The 21,060-nt window shown below is 34.7% G+C and carries 12 protein-coding genes; 2 read left to right on the forward strand and 10 right to left on the reverse strand.

The genetic code is table 11. The annotated features are described in order from the left end of the window. The first annotated feature begins 26 nt into the window (after positions 1-26). Both dnaN and P2W75_RS14530 read left to right on the forward strand, forming a co-directional pair. Complete coding sequence (dnaN, locus tag P2W75_RS14525; protein ID WP_207296138.1) at positions 27-1,145, forward strand: DNA polymerase III subunit beta; 1,119 nt, start codon at positions 27-29, stop codon at positions 1,143-1,145. Between the two features lie 328 nt (positions 1,146-1,473). Beyond that, on the forward strand, positions 1,474-2,103 hold the full coding sequence (locus tag P2W75_RS14530; RefSeq protein ID WP_207296137.1) for a DsbA family oxidoreductase: 630 nt from the start codon (positions 1,474-1,476) through the stop codon (positions 2,101-2,103). 54 nt (positions 2,104-2,157) lie between these two features. Here the strand turns inward: P2W75_RS14530 and P2W75_RS14535 are convergent, their stop codons facing one another. The 10 genes from P2W75_RS14535 to P2W75_RS14580 all read right to left on the reverse strand — a co-directional run bounded on the left by P2W75_RS14535 (position 2,158) and on the right by P2W75_RS14580 (position 20,963). Next, the gene (locus tag P2W75_RS14535) at positions 2,158-3,057 is read right to left on the reverse strand and encodes an ROK family protein (RefSeq protein ID WP_207296136.1); all 900 of its coding nucleotides are present in this window, start codon (positions 3,055-3,057) and stop codon (positions 2,158-2,160) included. Positions 3,058-3,079: 22 nt separating this feature from the next. Continuing rightward, positions 3,080-4,543 (reverse strand): glycoside hydrolase family 125 protein, encoded by a 1,464-nt coding sequence (locus P2W75_RS14540; protein ID WP_207296135.1) that lies wholly within the window; start codon positions 4,541-4,543, stop codon positions 3,080-3,082. A gap of 6 nt (positions 4,544-4,549) precedes the next feature. Beyond that, complete coding sequence (locus P2W75_RS14545; protein WP_276381022.1) at positions 4,550-6,829, reverse strand: GH92 family glycosyl hydrolase; 2,280 nt, start codon at positions 6,827-6,829, stop codon at positions 4,550-4,552. A gap of 107 nt (positions 6,830-6,936) precedes the next feature. Further along, a complete protein-coding gene (locus tag P2W75_RS14550) occupies positions 6,937-9,213 on the reverse strand; it encodes a GH92 family glycosyl hydrolase (RefSeq protein WP_276381023.1) in 2,277 nt (758 codons plus the stop codon). Positions 9,214-9,530: 317 nt separating this feature from the next. Beyond that, positions 9,531-11,522: a glycoside hydrolase family 2 protein gene (locus P2W75_RS14555; RefSeq protein WP_276381024.1), complete on the reverse strand. Its 1,992-nt coding sequence runs from the start codon at positions 11,520-11,522 to the stop codon at positions 9,531-9,533. A gap of 435 nt (positions 11,523-11,957) precedes the next feature. Further along, positions 11,958-13,472, reverse strand: a complete 1,515-nt coding sequence (locus tag P2W75_RS14560) for a SusD/RagB family nutrient-binding outer membrane lipoprotein (RefSeq protein ID WP_276381025.1) — start codon at positions 13,470-13,472, stop codon at positions 11,958-11,960. An 11-nt stretch (positions 13,473-13,483) separates the two neighbouring features. Then, a complete protein-coding gene (locus P2W75_RS14565; protein WP_276381026.1) occupies positions 13,484-16,576 on the reverse strand; it encodes a SusC/RagA family TonB-linked outer membrane protein in 3,093 nt (1,030 codons plus the stop codon). A 303-nt stretch (positions 16,577-16,879) separates the two neighbouring features. Beyond that, complete coding sequence (locus tag P2W75_RS14570) at positions 16,880-17,890, reverse strand: LacI family DNA-binding transcriptional regulator (protein ID WP_276381027.1); 1,011 nt, start codon at positions 17,888-17,890, stop codon at positions 16,880-16,882. Between the two features lie 397 nt (positions 17,891-18,287). Then, positions 18,288-20,060 carry a DNA mismatch repair protein gene (locus P2W75_RS14575; RefSeq protein ID WP_276381028.1) on the reverse strand — a complete coding sequence of 591 codons (1,773 nt, stop codon included), beginning with the start codon at positions 20,058-20,060 and terminating at the stop codon, positions 18,288-18,290. A 69-nt stretch (positions 20,061-20,129) separates the two neighbouring features. Next, the gene (locus tag P2W75_RS14580) at positions 20,130-20,963 is read right to left on the reverse strand and encodes a universal stress protein (RefSeq protein ID WP_276381029.1); all 834 of its coding nucleotides are present in this window, start codon (positions 20,961-20,963) and stop codon (positions 20,130-20,132) included. Between the last annotated feature and the right edge of the window lie 97 nt (positions 20,964-21,060).

Raw genomic sequence — 21,060 nt, forward strand, 5'->3', positions numbered from 1 at the left:
AAAAGCAAAAAATAAAACAAAAGACGATGAAATTTATAGTATCGAGTTCGTACTTATTAAAACAATTACAAGTATTAGGTAGTGTTATTAATAGCAGCAATACACTTCCTATTTTAGATAACTTTTTATTTGAACTAGACAATAGTGAGTTGACTGTTTCGGCTTCAGATCTTGAAACCACAATGTCTGCTACATTATCAATCGATTCTAAAAGTAAAGGCAGCGTTGCGGTACCTGCAAAACTTTTACTTGAAATTTTAAAAACATTTCCAGAACAGCCTTTAACTTTTACTGTTGAAGATAACAACACAGTAGAAATCAGTTCTAACTCAGGTAAATATGCATTAGCATATGCTGCTGGAGAAGAATTTCCTAAAGCTGTAAATCTTGAAGAACCGTCTGTTACTTTAGTTCCTGCTGATGTTTTGGCAACCGCTGTAAGTAAAACTATTTTTGCTGCCGGAAACGACGATTTACGTCCGGTAATGTCTGGTGTTTTCTTCCAATTCTCTCCTGAAGGTTTGACTTTTGTGGCTACAGACGCTCACAAACTGGTAAAATATGCTCGTGCAGATGTAAAAGCATCTCAGGTTGCTGATTTTATTATGCCGAAAAAACCTTTGAACATTTTAAAAGGAATTTTAGGTTCTTCTGATGCTGAAGTAAAAATTGAATACAACGATTCAAATGCGACTTTCTCATTTGACAATTATATCTTAATGTGTCGTTTAATCGACGGAAAATACCCTAATTACGAAGCGGTAATTCCAAAAGAAAATCCAAACAAATTAATGATCGATCGTTCTTTATTTTTAAGTTCTGTTCGTCGTGTTGCGATTTTCTCAAACAAAACAACACACCAAATTCGTTTAAAAATTGCTGGTGCTGAATTAAACGTTTCTGCTGAAGATATTGATTACTCAAACAAAGCCGAAGAAAGATTAACTTGTGATTATCAAGGTGATGATTTACAAATTGGATTCAATTCACGTTTCTTAATCGAAATGCTTACCAATTTGCAATCAGACATGATTATGTTAGAAATGTCATTGCCAAATAGAGCTGGAATCTTAACTCCGGTTGATGGTCTTGAAGAAGGTGAAACCGTAACGATGTTGGTAATGCCAGTGATGTTAAATAGTTAACATCAAAGTTTCTTTTTGTTACAGGGATTTTTTTTAGTTTAAAATTAAAGACATATCATTGTAAAAAAAATAATATCGCTATTAACCAACCATTTTTTATACCTAGAAACCGCAATTCTTTTTTGAGAGTTGCGGTTTTTTAGTTTTAGTTGTTTTTTATTTAACCGCAAAGAACGCTAAGGTTTACGCAGAGTTCGCAAAGTTTTTTTCAAAGCCTTTGCGAACTCTGCGTTTTATTTAGTTTCATAATGATTAATTCTTTGCGTCCTTTGAGGTGAAATCATTTGAAACAAAATAACCTGAAACAAATTTTCCGTATTTTTGTAAAATGAAAATAGAAATTTGGTCGGATATCATGTGTCCGTTTTGTTATATCGGAAAAAGACAATTGGAAACGGCTTTAAAACAGTTTCCCGAAAATGAATTTGAAATCGAGTGGAAAAGTTTCCAGCTTGATCCATCTATTACACCACAACCCGGAAAAGACGTTTATACGTATTTAGCGGAACGAAAAGGCATGACGCTTGAACAATCAAAAGAAATGCACAAAGGTGTCGCAGAACGTGCTAAAAGTGTTGGTTTGGATTATAACTTTGATAAGGCTGTTATTTCAAATTCATTAGAAGCTCACAGAATTATTCAGCTTGCTAAAACTAAAAAATTAGGCGATGAAATCGAAGAGATTTTCTTTAAAGCTTATTTTACAGAAGGAAGAGATTTAAACGATGGCCCAACTTTAATTGAACTTGCTGAAAAAGCAGGATTAAATAAAGAAGAGGTTCTGGACGTATTGCAAAGCGATACTCTTTTTATTAAAGAAGTAGAACACGATATTAACGAAGCGCAGCAAATTGGTGTTCAAGGTGTTCCTTTCTTTGTTTTTGACCGAAAATATGCCGTATCAGGCGCACAGCCGGTTGAAGCTTTTGTACAGACAATAAAAGAAGGTTTGAAATAATTTTTAACACACAGAAAATAAAAACGGATGAGCTTATAACTCATCCGTTTTTATTTAATCACAAAGAAAACTAACTGCTCCCAACAAGGCCGCAATTTCATTGTCATTTGAAATAGAAACCTCGATTTTCAAACTAGATTCCTGAATTGTTTTATTGAATGAAGATAAAAACAAATCGCTTGCATTGGCAATTTTTCCGCCAATAATAATATGATCAGCTTTGAAGTTTTTAATCCACGGAATCACAACTGCCGCTAAATCCTCCCCCATTTTTCCAAATACTTTAATAGCGGACTGATCTCCGCTTTTCGCCAGATTATACAATTCTAAACCATTATTTAGCACAGTACCACTTAAAGATTTGTAATGTGATAAAAGACCTCTAACTGAAATATAATCTTCTGCCATACCATCTTGATAAGGTAAATTATAAATTTCCCCATCAACAGGAACAGAATCTCCAGAACTTATTGAAACTCCTTTGTCAATAAAACATGCTCCTAATCCTGTGCCTAATGTGACAGCCATTACTTTTTTAGAAAGATTTTTCTGTTGTTTAAAAACTTCCCCTTTTCCAAAACAAACAGCGTCATTTTCAAAAAGAACTGGAAAATCTGTAGAAAAACCAAGAGTTTCCAAAAGCAATTCCCTTATGTTTAATCCGTAAAAATGTTCGTATTTAGATTGATCTTTTATCCAGCAGATTCCATTTTTATAATCAAACGGTCCCGGCATACAAACGGCAATTCCGGTAATATTTTTTATTTTAGAATTTTCTATTGCTGTACAGATTACTTTCTTCCAAATATTCATAACCTGATCTGCGGGTAAATTCGAATCAAAAGATTCTTTACAGACCGAAAAATCCAAAACTTTCATATCTGTTTTATTGATAACCGCCGCAGTAATGTGCGTTCCTCCTATATCCAGCCCAATGGCATATGATGTATTCATTTTTACTTTTTTAGCTTTAGTACTAGATATTTTTGTCTTTTAAAATTTGAGGATAATGAATACTTGTGTGTACAATCATTTCACCAAATAAGGTATTGGCCCACGCAAACCATTTACGGGTAAACTTATTTACATCGTCTTTATGAAATGATTCGTGCATAAATCCAGTATCGGCATTGGTTTTAATTAAATTGCTGATGCAGGCCTTTATTTCTTTTTCATCAACACTGGTAATGGCTCTTAAAACTATACTCATAGGCCAGATGGTATCGACTCCTGTGTGTGGACCTCCAATACCTTCTCCTGCTTTTCCTTTGTAGAAAAACGGATTATTTTCTGATAAAACTACTTTTCTGGTATTTAAATATAAAGGATCATTTGGAGCAATAGCGCCTAAATAAGGCAATGATAATAATGAAGGAACATTCGCATCGTCCATCATGTGAAAGCTGCCGTATCCGTTGACTTCAAAAGCAATAATTTTCCCGAATTTAGGATGATTGATGATTCCGTGTTCGTTTAAACCTTTTTGAACCTGATCTCTTAGTTCTGTCGCTTTTGCCACCAAATCATTGTCTTTTAAAGCTGGAAGAGAGAAAATTTCAATTAAATAACCTAAGATTTCAATCGCAAACATATTACTCGGAATCAAATAACCAAACAAAGTAGAATCGTCGCTTGGTCTGAAAGTCGAAACAATTAACCCGCAAGGTTTTACAGGATAACCATAACCGCCCAACGGAACTCCGTCTGTTGCCCAAGCTGTCTGACGCTGAAAACTATATGGTCCGCCTTTTCCGTCTAATCTTTGCTGCTCTTTAAAAGTCTGAAGAATTAAAAGCATGGCTTCTTTCCATTTTGCATCAAATAAGCTGATGTCTCCTGTTTCTTTCCAATAGCCGTGCGCTAATCGAACTGGATAACACAAACTGTCGATTTCCCATTTTCTTTCATGAATTCCAGGCTGCATTTTGGTAAGGTCATTTTTCCATTCACTTTCTTTGGTAAAATCTTTATAAAAAGCATTTGCATACGGATCCAGCAGAATACATTTCGCTTGACGATTGATTACACCTTTTACTAATTCAGCCAATTTTGGATCTTCTTTTACAAACGGAATATACGGCCAAATCTGTGCTGTACTGTCTCTCAGCCACATGGCATCGATATCTCCTGTAATTACATAGGTATCTGGTTTTCCGTCGATAATTTCGAAATCGACTGTTGTATCTAATGTATTTGGAAAACAGTTTTCGAATATCCAAGCCAATTCAGGATTAGCAATTTGTTTTTTAATGCGGACAATGGCAGCTTCAATTGCTTTACTCGTAAATTTTCTTTCGGCAACTGGAGGTCTTTTCGAAACAAAATCTTTTAAAGGAAACTGAAAAGTATCTGAATTGAACCCAAAAGCTTCTGTTTGAAGTGCTAATAATCCTGCTGAAAAAATGCCAGCGTTTTTTATAAATTTTCTACGTGACTGCATATCTTTTTATTTTGAAATTGAATAAGAATATGGGTACGAATCTTTTGTCGTACCTCTTTGTAAATTTGGTGAACTAACCATATCAAAGTATAATTCACCACCTTTTAAAAGCTCAAAATGATTGAGATAGTTTTTAGGATAAGCTGAATCTTGCCATTTTAATTCATTTACATATCGGCTGACATCAGAATTGTTAGGTGCGTTGATGATAAGTTGTTTTCCATCTTCGAACTGTAAAGTTGTTTTCTTAAATAATGGTGCTCCCAAAACATATTCTTCTGTTCCTGGGCAGACGGGATAAAATCCCAAAGCCGAAAAAATATACCATGCAGAAGTCTGTCCGTTATCTTCGTCTCCACAATAACCGTCTGGAGTTGGTTTGTACAAGCGGTTCATAACTTCTCGTGACCAATATTGTGTTTTCCAAGGTTCGCCAGCATAATTGTACAAATAAATCATGTGCTGAATGGGCTGGTTTCCGTGAGCATATTGTCCCATATTCATAATCTGCATTTCGCGGATTTCATGAATAACGGCTCCATAATAACTATCATCAAAAATTGGCGGTGTTGTAAATACAGCGTCTAATTTTGCTGTGAAATTTTTCTCGCCTCCTATTAAATCAATCAAACCTTGAATATCGTGAAAAACGCTCCAGCTGTAATGCCAGCTGTTTCCTTCGGTGAAAGCATCTCCCCATTTAAACGGATTAAAATTCACAGGAAAACTGCCGTCTTTATTTCGTCCGCTCATTAATCCTACTGACGGATTATAGAGTTTTTTGTAATTCAGCATTCGTTTTTCTAGCAGATTGATTTCTTTTTTCGGACGATTTAATGCTTTTGCCAGTTTCCAAATCGTAAAATCATCATAAGCGTATTCTAAAGTTCGTGCCGCATTTTCGTTGATATTTACATCATACGGAACATATCCTAACGTATTGTAATATTGAACTCCTTTCCTGCCAACTGCTTCCAAAGGTCCTTCATTGTTAGCTCCGTGCAGTAAAGCTTCATATAAAGTATTGATGTCATAACCGCGTAAACCTTTCATATATGCATCTGAAACGACAGAAGCAGAATTATTTCCTACCATTACGTCTCTAAAACCAGGGCTTGACCATTCTGGCAAAAATCCGCCTTCTTTATAATCGTTTATCAAACCTTCCTGCATTTCTTTGTTTACCGAAGGATAAACTAGGTTTAACAAAGGATATAAAGCACGGAACGTGTCCCAAAAACCAGTTCCAGCATACATATAACCTGAAAGAACTTTTCCGTTATACGGACTATAGTGCACTATATCGCCATCTTTATTGATTTCATATTGTTTTTGAGGAAAACAAACAGTTCTGTACAAACAAGAATAAAATGTTTTTAATTGCTCTTGGTTCGTATCTTCTACATTAATTCTTCCTAAAACTTTATTCCATTCCTCTTTTGATTTTGCTACAGTTTCTTCAAAAGTCGATGTGCCTAATTCGTTTTTTAAATTCAATTCTGCCTGTTCTGGACTTATGAAAGAAGAAGCTATTCTCACATTTACTTTTTCTCCTTTTTTGGTTTTAAAACCAATTACAGCTCCTGTATGCAGTCCTGATGCTTCTAATTTATCTTTGGTCAGGATTTTATCTGTCCATGTTGAATGGGTTAAAAACGATTTATCAAATTGTAAAACAAAATAGTTTTTGAAGTTTTGTGGCACTCCGCCGCTGTTTCGCGTTGTATAACCAATTACTTTATTTTCTGAAGGAATTATTTTGATATATGAACCTTTATCAAAAGCATCGATTACGATAGAAGATTGCTCATTTTCAGGAAAAGTAATTTGAAAATGCGCGGCTCTTTCGGTTGTTGTAATTTCGGTTGTAACATCATGATCGGCAAGATAAACGCTGTAATAATAGGGTTTTGAAACTTCTGCTTTATGACTAAACCAACTTGCTCGATCGTCTTCGGCGAAAGCCAATTTTCCTGTAACCGGCATAATCGAAAACTGTCCGTAATCGTTCATCCACGGTGAAGGCTGATGCGTCTGTTTAAATCCTCTGATTTTTTCGGCTGTATAGGTGTAAGCCCAGCCATCGCCCATTTTTCCCGTTTGAGGCGTCCAGAAATTCATTCCCCAAGGTCTGCAGATTGCAGGATACGTATTTCCGTTTGAAAGATTATGCAGCGATTGTGTTCCCATTAAAGGATTTACATATTCTACAGGATCTAAATTTTGTGCATTTAGGAAAAAGCAGGACTGCAATATTCCTAAAAAAATTAAACTCTTTATTTTCATTTTTTTTTTGCTTTATGCTTTAAGCTTTGTCTAAATACCTACAAGGTTTTGAAAACCTTGCAGGAGTGTTGCTGAAAAATCTAAAATCTAAAATCAGAAATCTTAAATTATTGAGGTCTATCCTCTTTTTTAACTCCCCAAGTTGTTGAAGGTTTGTCTCCCATATACAATTTTAATTCTCCGCCTTTTACAATCATCTCATGTGTGATGTACGATTTTGTATAGGGTTTTCCATTGTATTCCGCTTTTTGGATATAGATATTTGAAGCACTGTTATTAACTGCATTTATCGTAAAAGAAACCTCTTTTATATGATGAATAACGGCTGTGTTTACTAGCGGACTTCCCAAAACATAAACTCCATTTGCAGGATTAACCGAATAAAATCCCATAGATGATAAAATATACCAAGCCGACATTTGCCCTAAATCTTCGTTACCACATAATCCGTCTGGTTTTACAGAATAAAATTTATCATCGATTTCACGAATTAATTTTGCTGTTTTCCAAGGCTGGCCCACATATGCATACAAATACGGAATATGATGATTGGGTTCGTTTCCGTGTGCGTACTGACCAATCAAACCGCTGATATCTGGTGAAACATCCTCACCTTCTACTTTATCCGTCAATAAGAAAAGTGAATCTAGTTTGGCGATAAATTTTTCTTCGCTTCCAAATAATTCAATTAAACCGTACGGAACCTGAGGCACCAACCAAGTGTACTGCCACGCATTTCCTTCGACATAATCGTCTTTACGGTGCGCTGACGAAAGCGGATTAAATGGCGTTCTCCAATTTCCGTTGGTTAATTTGCCACGCATAAAAGTGGTTTCTTTATCAAAATACTGTTTGTATAAATTGGCTCTGTTGGTAAAGTAATTATAATCGTCTGTTTTGTTTAAAGATTTCGCCATCAAAGCAATACAATAATCATCGATTGCATATTCTAAAGCATTTCCAACCGATTCTAATAATTTATCGGCTGGAATATATTCGAGTTTTTGAACATAATCCATTCCGTCACGGGTTTGCATTGCTGTTTTTTTGATGGCTTCGTAGGCTAAATTCGTATCGTAATCACGATATCCTTTTAAATAAGCGTCAACAATAACGGCTATAGAATGGTTTCCGTTCATGGTATTGGTTTCGTTGCCCATTAAATGCCAAACGGGTAATCTGCCTTGCTGTTCGTAAATCGCCAGAAACGATTTTACAATATCATTGATTTTTTCTGGCTGCGTAATCGTGTATAATGGATGCAAGCCACGATAAGTATCCCAAAGTGAAAAAGTCGTATAATTGGTAAAATTGGCTTTTTCATAAACTTTTTTGTCTGTTCCTCTGTAATCTCCGTTGGCATCATTAAAAATGGAAGGCGCAAACATCGTGTGGTACAATGAAGTATAGAAAACTTTCATTGTTTTTTCATCTGCCCTTATCTGAACTTTATGGAGTTCTTTGTTCCATTTTGAATCTGCTAATTTTACAACGGCATCAAAATTCCAATCTGGAATTTCTGCTTTTATATTGGCAGATGCATTTTCGGTACTTACTGGAGAAATTCCAACTTTTACTAGAATCTGTTTGTTTTTTAAGGTTTTAAAATCTAAAACCGCTTTTATTTTTAAGCCTTCTCCTTCCGCTCCTTTCACCACAGCAGTACTGTCATAAACCGCCATGTTGGTAATAGGTTCCGAAAATTCCATTGCAAAATAAACACGCTGATCTGAAGCCCAGCCTGTCGAATAACGATATCCTTCAATTTTGGTTTCGCTGATTTTTTTAATGAACGTTTTTACAGGTCTGTCCCAGCCAATTCCGTCGGCAAGATCAATTAAAATATGTGAATCGTTTGTGTCTTCGAAAGTGTATTTATGAAAACCAACTCTTTCGCTGGCCGTTAATTCGGCTTTGATTTTATATTTATCTAATAAAACGCTGTAATATCCAGGTTTGGTTACTTCATTTTTATGAGAGAAATACGAACCATAACCGTTTACCATGTCTTCTTTTGTTCCCTTCGTCAAACCGACTTTTCCGCTTACTGGAAGCACCAAAATATCATTTAAATCGCCAATTCCGGTTCCGCTTAAATGCGTGTGTGTAAAACCTAAAATGGTATTACTGGCGTAATTGTAACCGCTGCACCAATCCCAGCCTTCGAAAATATTTACAGGACCTAACTGCACCGCTCCAAAAGGAACATTTGCCCCCACGAACACGTGACCGTGACCTGCAGATCCGATAATGGGATCGACGTATTGTGTGTAATTTGTCTGTATTTGTTTGTCTTTTTTCTTCTGTGAATTTATAGGATTCACAAAAATCAGGTTTAAAGCTAAAATGCCACCAAGAGCAATTCTATTGTATTTTTTAACCATTTTGTTTGTTTTTATTATTTCAATTTAAATCAATAATCAAAAAAAGATTTAAACGATTTACGTATTTTTTAATCACCTTGCCGAGACGCACTGCGGTGCGCCTCGACACAAAACCTTTGTCAATTGTAATAACCTCTCAATAAACAATAAAATCCAATTTTCATAAGGAGACGCACTGCGGTGCGCCTCTACAGAAACCTTTTGTCAATTGCAAGAATCCTCAATAAACAATAGAATTCAATTTTCATAAGGAGACGCACTGCGGTGCGCTCTACAGAAAACCTTTGTTCCTCTGCACCTTTGCCCCTTTGAACCTCTTATTTATTTCTTTCCAAAACGTCAAACAAAGAATAAATCTTAATTTCAGATTCCGTTATTTTTCCTTCAAATGAAATTGTTTTTTCTTCACCCGCAACTAAATCAAAATAATTGTCGCTCCATTTTCCAGTGTATCCTTTGGCTGAAATACAAATATATTTAGCCGCTTTTTCTGCTTTTAAGATGATTTTATTTCCTTTTATCTGCCAGCTTATTTTCGGATTTTCTAGTTTTAAATTTATCGGACGCGTCAAATCAATTTCTGGTTTTATATCATCTCTATAGGCTTCTTTTATGGCATACCAAGCAGCTTTCGGTTGTCGGTTCTCATAATCCGAAATACTCCAGCTTGCAACCGGCCAGCAGTCGTTTAACTGCCAGACTAAAGTTCCCATATTATAAGGTGCTTTTGAACGGTGAATACCTACAATATTTTTTATGGAATAATAATGCATACATTGGCTCAAATAGGCATAATCTTCCAAGTTCATCTTTTTTATTTTAGAGGCATCAATGAAATATCTACCGAGATAAGAGTCTAATTTTTCAAAACCTTTTCCTGCTTTTAAATGTACTTTTAATACATCTGAATATAAACGACGGTCTTCTTCTGAAGTGAAACTTTCGACTGAAGCATAATTCGGGAAAGACAACATTCCATATTCGCTTACAAAACGTCCGGTTTTCGTATTGGTTTCTTCAATATCCTTCAATCCCCACCAAATTCCCCAATAATGACTGTCACCATTTGTAACACTTTTATCTTTAGACCAATGATACAAAGGCGATGAACTTAAATAAGGACGTTTATCATCAACTTCTTTTACCCATTTCGGAATACTATCGTGAAACAAACGCGTATAATCTTTCCATAAACGAATAGAATCCTGCTTTGAGATTTTGAAGCTTTTCATCCAGCCCCAGTTTTTAAAAGCTTCATCTGATTCGTTATTGCCACACCACAAAACAATACTTGGATGATGACGCAGACGTTTTACTTGATAATGAACTTCTTTTTTTACATTATCAAAAAAAGCATCGTCTCCAGGAACCATTGTTCCTGCAAACATAAAATCCTGCCAGACGTTTATTCCGTATTTGTCGCATAAATCATAGAAATAATCATCTTCATAAATACCACCGCCCCAAACACGAAGCATATTCATATTGCCCTCTTTGGCTAAGGCAATTACTTTTTCATATTCTTTTTTGGTTACACGCGAAAGAAAGGCATCTGACGGAATATAATTCGCTCCTTTCATATAAACTGGTTTTCCATCAATCTTAAAATAAAACGATTGTCCCAAACTGTCAGGTTCTTGTATTAGTTCAATTTTGCGATTTAGAACATATGGTTGTTCAGGAGTTTTTTCGTTATAAGCTTCTAATCGAGGAACTTTCGTAATACCACAAGTTGTAAACTTCGGTCCCCAATCCCAGCCAAAATGATACTGTGCTTTGCGGACATAAGCGCGCGGATTGTCTGGAATGACAAATGGATACTCTTTTTTAGCCAGCGAATCGACAACATTTTGTGCCGATTGAAATACGATCCGTAAATCGTTATTTCCTGATTTCAAAACTTTTTTAACATCAACACGCCATTGACGAAACATATTATCGGCTTTTAAAACCAGTTGGTTGTTTACATATATTGAGGCATAAGTATCTAATCCGTCAAAAACTAATTCTGTGTTTTTCTTTTTTAGTATCGAAGCTGTTGCCTGAAAAGTTGTTTTGTATTCCCAATTTTTTCGTTCAATCCATTGCAGTTTTTTTTCGTTGTCTCTATAAAATGGATCTGGTATTAATTTGTTCTTTAATAAATCAGTATGAATTTCTCCGGGAACGCTGGCCGGATACCATTTTTGAGTTTTTTCTTCTCGGTAACTCCAGTTATTTTTTAAATCAACATTCTGAGCCAAAACTTTTGATGAAAAGCCAGCCAGAAAAATGCCAATTAAAAGATAGAGTTTTTTGTTGTAAATCATTGTATTGTATAACAGTTAAAGCTTTTTCTTAAGTACAAAAGAAAGAGCAATTTACTAATTTGGCAGTTAAGAGAAGGAACGGACGTACAATTATTCCTTCTCTTTGTTGGATTGTATTGACTGTTAATAACTCAAAAAATCTTCAGTAATATTTTTCCTTAATCTGCCATATTCTTTATTTTCTATTTTGGTTTAATTTGTTTCTTTTTTAAACCGAATTATCAATACAATAAAACATTCCGATTGTTTGGATTTGTGTTTCCTTTATGAAATCCCTTCTTTTTCAGCACTGGCACTCTTTGTCACTGCGAAAAAAAAGACATTCAGCATTCTAAATCCTTTTTTTCTAAATGTTTTTTAATTGATAAAAGATTTAAAAATAAGCCGGGTATCAGGTTACCCGACTTATTCTAACTAACCAACCTAATTTAAAAATTATTTATCCCACCAGATTCTAGTGGTCATTAAATCTAAACCTTGACGTTGAATGGCTTCTTTAAAATTAGCCGCATTGGTAATCAATTCTGACTGATCGTAAATTAATCTTCTTGGAATTGTACCGTTTGTTTCTCCAGTTGGATCATTTACAGGAACTAAAACTGGGTAACCTGTTCTTCTGTATTCTGAAAATGCTTCGAAACCATTGAATAACAATACAATCCATTTTTGAGTAATGATTTGCTCAATTTTTTGAGCTTCTGTTCCAGCAGATTTAAATGGATATGTTGTAATGTAAGTGTTATATTCTGCTGGTGTAACTGCAGGCACTTTATCGCCAAAAATCGTTAAAATGTTCATCGCTGCTCTTACTCCGTTTTCATAATACGTTTGTGCTGATCCGCCAACGTTCCATCCTTTTACAGATGCTTCTGCCAATATAAATTGAACTTCTGCAAATGACATAATCAAAGTTGGAGCATCTAAACGTAGTACTGTAGAGGTATTGGGATCTGAGAAAACTTTTTTATCTCCTCCTGGAAATTCTTTAGCATCATTTGCAAGTCCTTGCTGATTTGCAGGATTGTTATCGCCTGTCGCTTCAATTTTGGCATAAATTCTTAAACGTGGATCGTTTGTATTTTTCAATAAATCAATAAAAGTTTTACTGAATTTTATGTTAGATTCTCCTCCGTTCAAATCATTTCGTACCCATGAAGAAGTAATTGGATTGGTTTTAACTCCCGCTGGACCTGCATCGTGTTTTAAAACAAGACTATCATCGTTTGAAGTAAATACACCTTTTGAATACGCTTTTTCTACATATTCTTTTGCTTTCGCAGGATTTACTTTCGACAAACGCATAGCTACTCTTAACATCAGCGAGTTTGCTAATTTTTTCCATCTTGCCACGTCTCCTTGGTAATATAAATCGGCACTGCCTACAAAACCTTTTCCGGCATCTAAAGCCGTACCCGCTTCATCAAGTTCTTTTAAAAGGTCATTATAAATCGCTTCCTGAGTATCATATTTCGGGTTGAAAATATTTCCGTTATATCCTTTTACAGCTTCAAAATAAGGAACTTCACCATACGTATCGGTTAACTTCTGGAAAAGAAAAACTTTCATAATACGACACGCCTGAATCATGTTTGAATTTTCAGGACCTTCTGGTATAACCGACATTAATTGGAAAATTTGATTTAAACCTTTTCCGTAGGTTTCTCCAAAAAGTGCCGCTGAATATTCAGAAGAATAGGTGTATTTTGAACCTGGTCCGCCTAATGAAGAAAAGTGCTGTACGATTTGTGCTGCGTATAAATTATTTCCTCTGGTGTTAGAGAAATCCTGCCCGTCTACATAAATCTCTGCTAATGTAAACATTGATTTTAAAGCTGGATCTGTTAACGCATTTGGATTCTTATTCATTTCTTCGAATCCTTTGTCGCATGAAGCCAATGTAAAAGCACCAACTACTGCAATACAAAATATTTTTATATATCTATTTTTCATCTTTACTAGTATTAGAATTTAACATTAAGTGTTAAACCATAGTTTCTGGTCAATGGCATAGAAGCTCTTTCCATACCTTGTGCATTACTATTTGAATAATTTGATTCAGGATCGATATTTGGAACTTTATCATAAATTGTCCATAAGTTATGAGCAGAAAATGCTAAACTGATCGATTGAAATGGTGTTTTCTCTAAATACATTTTCGGGAAATTGTAAGCGAAAGAAATTGCTCTTAGTTTCACAAAGTCAGCATCGTAAACAAAATTTGACGTAACATCACTATAACTTCTCCAGTAGTTGTATGCCGAAACTGTTTGATTAACAGCATTTCCATTTGCATCTTTTCCTGAAACGGCAATACCGCCTTCACGACCCGGAAGTGTAATTTCTGATAATCCGTAACGAGTTCCTAACTGATTGGTTGCTGAATAGATTTCACCTCCAAATTTAGCATCAACAAATACTGAAAGTGTAAAGTTTTTATATGAGAAATCATTTGAAAGTCCCATTGAAGTTGGCGCAACACCTTGTCCTGCAATGATTAGATTTCCTCTTAAGAATCTTCCGCTCGAATCTAAAATAATATTTCCTTGCGCATCTCTTAAATAATCGTAAGCTTTAATTACTCCAAATGGCTGTCCTTTTTCTAAAACTACGTTAGCTCTTCCATCTCTATTTCCTTCAAGAGATTTTGTAGTGATTTTATCCGAAAGGTTTAAAACTTCACTGTCATTATACGCAAAATTATATCCTACGCTCCAAGAAAAGTTTGGTGTTTTAATGGCTTTATAATTAATAGCAAACTCCACCCCTTTGTTTAAGATTTCACCCACATTGATTTTTGTTGTTCTATAACCAGAAGCCTGAGAAACGTCAGCATCGGTAATATCGTTTGTTGTTTTCTTGTAGTAAAAAGTCAAATCTGTACTTAATCGGTTATTGAAGAACGTGTTTTCAAAACCAAACTCAATAGTGCTTACGTTGTACGGTTTTAAAGTTCTATTTGGAATTGTTTCTCCGTTAACCCCTAAAATTGGCTGTCCTAAAGAATCCGTTTGTCCGTCAGGAATTGTATACGTCAATGCTAATGCATACGCTTCAGGAAGTGCTCCTCCTACGTTACCCCAGCCTGCTCTTAATTTACCGTAAGTAATCCATTCTGGTAATTTGATAATTTCAGAGTAAATTAAACTTGAACTTACAGAAGGATAAAAAGTTGTATTATTGGATGGATCTAATGTTGAGAACCAATCCTGACGTCCTGTTAAACTTACGTACAAGAAATCTTTGTATCCAATATCAGCAGAATAAAAAAGAGAGTTTACTTCGCTTTCTGAGAATAATTTTTCTGTTTTATCGGGCTGTGTGTTGGCATAGAAATATTTGAATGGAACAATAAAGTTGTTTCCTTTCATTTTGATACCGCTGTAACGGTTGTGCTGACGGTTGGCACCAATGAAAGCATCAAGTGAAAGATTTTTTACAATATCGCCTTTGTACCCTAAAAATCCTGAAGCATTTACCTCAGAACGAGTTTCGATTCTGTTTTCGATAGATCCACCCGGACTGTAATTAATTCCTGTAGGTTCTATTTCAGTATATTCATAATTAATATCATCAATTCCAAGCACAGCTTTTGCATAAATCTTATCTGTAATGTTGTAGTTTACTTTTGCAGAACCAATAAAACGCTTTCTAAGATCATCATTTAAGGGTGATTTTGTAGCGAAATAAGGATTTGTGTGGTATACGTTTGCACCTAAGAAATCTTCTTCGCCTCCGTTTGCATCATACGGGTTGCTCAACCATCTAATATCACTTCCTGGTGTCATGAAAGTAGTTGGGAAAGAAGGGTTTCTTGGAGAATCGTTTAGATAAGGTCTGTTATGACTTTTCTCTGAAATATACTGAGCATTGCTCTCAATACTGATTCTTTTATTTGGAGCTGAATTCAAACTCAAAGCCACGTTATTTCTTCCGAAAGTCGTTCCCGGCATAATCGATTCATCTTTAGTATTTCCGAAAGACAATCTGAAGTTTGTTGTTTCATTTCCACCTGAAATTGCCAATGTATTGCTGAAAGAATATCCAGTTCTGTAGAAATTTTCAACATTGTCTTTTCCATAAGGTTTGTATGGTCTTGTAGCACCATCAAGTGATAATGAACTTGTTCCGTCATATTTATCACCCCAAGCAAAATAATACGAATCTCTTAATTCTTGTAAGTTCGTAAATCTTTTAGGTACACCGTTTGCATCTGGCGCTCCAGCACCGTACTGATCCTGCCAGTTTAATAAACTTGCTGGTGTATTAAAAGTTGAGTTTGTACTGAAATCTACTCCAATTCCTGTTCCGTTTTTACCCTTTTTAGTTGTAATCAAGATAACACCATTTGATCCTCTGTATCCATAAAGAGCAGAAGCAGCACTACCCTTTAAAACTGAAATCGAAGCAATATCGTCTGGGTTGAAAGATGACATACCATCACCTTTATCGGCACCTCCCCACATTCCGGCATTTCCTTGCTGTGTGTTGTCAATCGGGATTCCGTCTACCACATACAACGGCTGGTTCAGTCCAGATGCCGAAGTAGCTCCACGAATTACAACACGGCTTGAACCTGATGGTCCAGTTACTGGCACAGAAACGTTAACACCGGCAATTTTGCCCTGCAAAGCATTTCCTAAGTTGATTTCTTTATTTTTAGTCAGTTCCTCGCCTTTTAATTCTCCAACGGCGTATCCCAGACTTTTCTTTTGTTTTTTTACTCCAAACGAAGTTACCACTACGTCTTTTAATTCCTGTCTGTTTTCAATTAATACAACAGAAACTCTTGTTTCATTCTCCTGAAGCACTACTGATTTGGAATCAAATCCAATAGAAGATACATTCAGAGTAACTTTACCTTCGGGAACATTCATTCTAAATCGCCCTTCGGCATCTGTAATAGCACTAAATGGTTTTCCCTGAACTTCTACCGTTGCGGCAACAATTCCCTTGTTTTCTGCATCAGCTACTATACCGGTTATCAATCGATTTTGCGCCACAGCACTTAAGCTGCTCAGCAATACCAGTCCTAACACTGCTAATATTCGTTTCATAAGCATTCTTTTTGGTTATTTGTTTTTGATTTGTGTTTGTGTTTGTGTTTGTTTTTTTCTGCTTTAAATAATTAATAAAATTTGAACTTGATTCTCAATAAAAACCTTTTCTAAAGTGTGAATGATTCTCTAAAAAACACTACTCTATATGGGCTTTATTATTTTTATAAGCTTTGAAATTTAGAAGTGTAAATCCACTAAAATCAAGGCTTTGTTTTACTAAAACGTTTTAGTAAAATGAGCAAAAAAAAGCCGTAACTTCTTTTCTCATTTCTTTATTTTTCTGCTAAATGATCTGTAAACTTAAACCGACTCTCTCACAATTAAAGATCCTTTTTTGAGCACTTTTTCGACTTTAAAATCTTCCAGACTTGTCATTTGACTCATTAACAGCTGAATCGATTTAACTGCTATTTCTTCTATGGGCTGGGCAACAACTGAAATGGTCGGTGTATACATTTTAAAACTATCGTGATCGTCAAAACTAATCACGGCTATATCATCGGGAATTTTATATTTCAAACTTTTAAAAGCTTGAAGACCTGCAAGACCTAAATAATTTGCCAGAAATAATACGGCATCAATTTCTGGTCTTTCCTCAAAAAAGCGTATGATCGAATCGATTCTGTTTTTTTCATTACTGTGATAATCCAACAGCAGTGTATAATTTTCGTTATACTTTCTTTCCTCCTTCAATGCTTCGACGTAACCTTTTTCACGTAATTTCATCTGAATCATTCCAGATTTATTATTTACCACTGCAATGTTTTTATATCCTTTCTCAAGTAAAAATTTCACTGCCGCATACGACCCTTCGTAATTATCCATCACGACGTGGCTTACTTTTTGGTTGGCAAAATAACGGTCGATCAGTACCACCGGTTTTTGTATTTTTAAAAGATGGCTTATTGTTTTCTCTAAATTTTTAGTGGGTGTAATAATAAAACCTTCAACATTGGCCTGTAAAAGACTCTGCACTAATTCTTCTGAGCGGTTATTATCATCACCCGTACTACAATAAAAAACTCGATAATCAATACTTTTCGCTTCGTCTTCAATTACACGTGCTAAGTCAGCAAAGAACTGATTTGAAATATCCTCTACAATTAGTCCAATAGATCTGGTTTTTCCAGTTCGCAGGCTACTTGCAATCATGCTGGGTTTGTATTGTAATTTTTGGGCAACATCCTGAACTTTTTTAATAACCGCAGGACTGATTGCCATTTTTTCGCCCTTTCCATTGATTACAAAAGATACGGTTGATATCGAAACCTGCGCTTTTGTAGCAATATCTTTAATTGTAATCTTTTTCATCGGGTATATAAACTATAAGTGGATATTTTATTACATCGCAAATATATGCAAACCAAACTTACAAAATCGTTTTAGTAAAATTTATTTTTAATTAAATGTTATTTTTATGCCAAAATAAAGTGAAATTATCAATAAATACAGGTTTTTACACTCTTATTGTCATTTTGACTTTTTACAGCGTTTGCATTGGTTTTATGCAGATTTGATGGGTTTTTGATGTGGAAGTTTGCATATTCAGCAATATTCACTTTTAAAAAAAATGCCAAAAAATTATATTTCTTAACACACTAATAGCATCTAAATAGTCATAATTTCATTATCTGCTGACCAATAAAAAAAGCTTCAGGATTTTTCGAAACCTGAAGCTTTTTTATATGCTTATGCGTTGAAACAAAGTTTAAATTACGCCCATTTTCTGCATTAAGAAAGTGGCACTTTTATTTTTACAAATACCGTTTCGAAGTTTGTAATCAAAGTATAATTCATTATTTTGAATTTCGACTTCAAAACACTGATTGGTTAAAATATCTGGATACTCATTAGTGGTTAGACAAACTTCAATATCGTGTGTAGCAATCGCACCAACTGCCTTTTTTGCAATGATTTTTTTCACGACTTCAATAGTTCCGTTTCGTTTGTCATCAGAATTTGTTCCTCTCAAAATTTCATCCAGAAGAACAAAAGCGGGACGTTCTTCCAAAACATCCATAATTTGTTTTAAACGTTTAATTTCAGCAAAGAAATACGACTCGCTGTCGGCCAAAGAATCCGATAATCGCATTGAAACTAAAACTTGAAGTGGATGTATTTTAGCTTCTGAAGCACAAACAACTGAGCCAATTCCGCCTAAAACCATATTAATTCCAAGACTTCTTAAAAAAGTACTTTTTCCAGACATATTCGAACCTGTTAAAATCATATACGATTGCGGGTAAAAATCAACAGTATTCCTTACCCTGCCATTCGGATTTAGTAACGGATGACTCAAGTTTTCAAATCCGATTTTAAAGTCTGAATTGATTTCTGGGAAAACAAAATCAGGATTATTATAGGCTAAATTGGCAAGACTGTTCAAGGCTTCAAATTCACCTAAAATATTAATCCAGTTTTCAAGTTGATCAGAATAGTCCTTTTTCCATTTTAAAAGTGCTCTAAGAACATGCAGATTGAACAAGAATGAACCGTTAAAAACAATTGCAGTTACAAAATTGCTTATGGTATCCATTCTTGAAAATAATTCTGATAATTGTTTTAAATGCGAACTTGCCGACTCGTTTTTAAAAACAAGCTGTTTTTGAAGTGTAATTAATTTTTCTGATTCAAAGTTTTCAGATTCTATTTTCTGAACTAATAAACTATACTGTTTAATGATTTTGTCGACATTATCTGCTTTTGCAATTTCAGATTGAATTCGTTTTAAAGCTCTTCCTAAAACAGCCAGATTAGCAATAAAAATATACGTTAAATACGATAAAAAAATGGCTTTTGAAGTAATGAAATAAGCTGCTAAAACCCCAAAAAAAGCGGTTGGAAGAATAATAGATAGTGCAGTTAAAACTTTAGGTAAAGAATTCTTTTGAAATGATTTCCAATGTACTATAGAATCATAAGTATTTTTTGTGTCAGAACTGACAATGGCAAGGGATTGAAAATCCTGGCGCCAATCAATTTTCTTTGCTAATTCAGCAATGGCTTTTTGATTTTTTAAAATTTCGTCGTTTGCAAATTGATGCAATAATGTATGAGCTAATGTCTTTTTTCCAATAAAAGTTGCGGTTCGATTTAGATTTTGAAATAAAGAATGTTCTCCAAAAATATCGAGATCATAAGCGTAGGGATGATGGAAATCGTTAAACTCGATTCCGTTTTCAAATGACAATTTTTCTCTTTTCAGATAAGCGATTTCGTCTTCGTTTATTTTCAAGATTGCTTTTGTCAATTCTCTCTTAAATGAAAGCCTGGAATGTACTCTCATTAAAAAAAGAAAACCAGCAAAAGATAGAAAAGCAAATCCGGCGTAGCTTATTTCATTAGTCTTGATGTAATAAAACAACATTGACAAACAAAGAAATATGCTTAAAAGCCTTAAAATACTAATGCTGTTGTATCTTTTACTGATTTCTGTATATGTTTTCGAAAAATGCTCGACTTTACTTTGGTAGATATCCATTTTATAATTTTAATGAATCACAAATATAAGTTTTACACTTCAAAACAAGAATTAACTTCTATCTGATTTCTAACTTTCATGCATTACCAAAACGGGAATTGAAACTTCTTTGGCTATCTTTTTAGTAAAACTAGAATCAAAGATTGACTCAAAAAATGATCGTTTATGTGTAATAGTGGTAAGAATATCAATGTCTTTGTATAGAATAAAATCCAGAATGGTTTCTTTTACCTCGTCACTAGGAAGCACCAGGAATTCTACATTATCAGTAGCAAATTCTTTTTCCCATTCTTTAATCGTAGCATCCGTAACATCAGTTCCGGAAGACTTTACATATAAACTTTTGACTTTAGCATCCATCTTTTTAGCAATCTTCAGGATTCTGCGAAGTACTTCTTTATCTTTTTCACGATAACGGGTTGTAAAACCTATAGTTTTAACTTTCTTAAATTTAGCATCAGCTGGCACACATAATACTGGCACTTTTACTTCTGAAATCACCGAATTGGTATTAGATCCTGTGAAAAACTTCGTCCAGTCTGAGGCACCTGTGGTACCCATGATAACAAAATCAATCTGGTCTTCTTCCACTGCATTTCGAAGGTTATAAATGAGGTCGCCATCCATTAAACGGTGTTTTATTACAATATCATCAAGCTTTCTTTCGGCAGCAATAGTTCGGAGTTTCGGAATTTCGTCTTTAAACATTTCAAATTTCGCCAGTTCGATTGAACTGTAAATTGAAGCGTAATTTTCTGGAAAAAACTGACTGTCATAAACCGGAATCTCAAATGTATGAAGTAAAACCAGTTCGGCTTTGACAATTTTTGCAAATTCTAAAGCATGTACAAAGGCATTAGTAGCGGCTTCAGAAAAGTCTGTAGGGAATAATATCTTTTTCATTTTATTTCAGATTATAGGTTTCTTACTCAAATTTAATCATTCTAAATGCAAAAGAAACTGACAATTATCAGGATTTTAACACTTAATGATTTCTTAA

The organism is Flavobacterium sp. H4147 (assembly GCF_029360735.1).
GTDB classification, from domain to species: Bacteria; Bacteroidota; Bacteroidia; order Flavobacteriales; family Flavobacteriaceae; genus Flavobacterium; species Flavobacterium endoglycinae.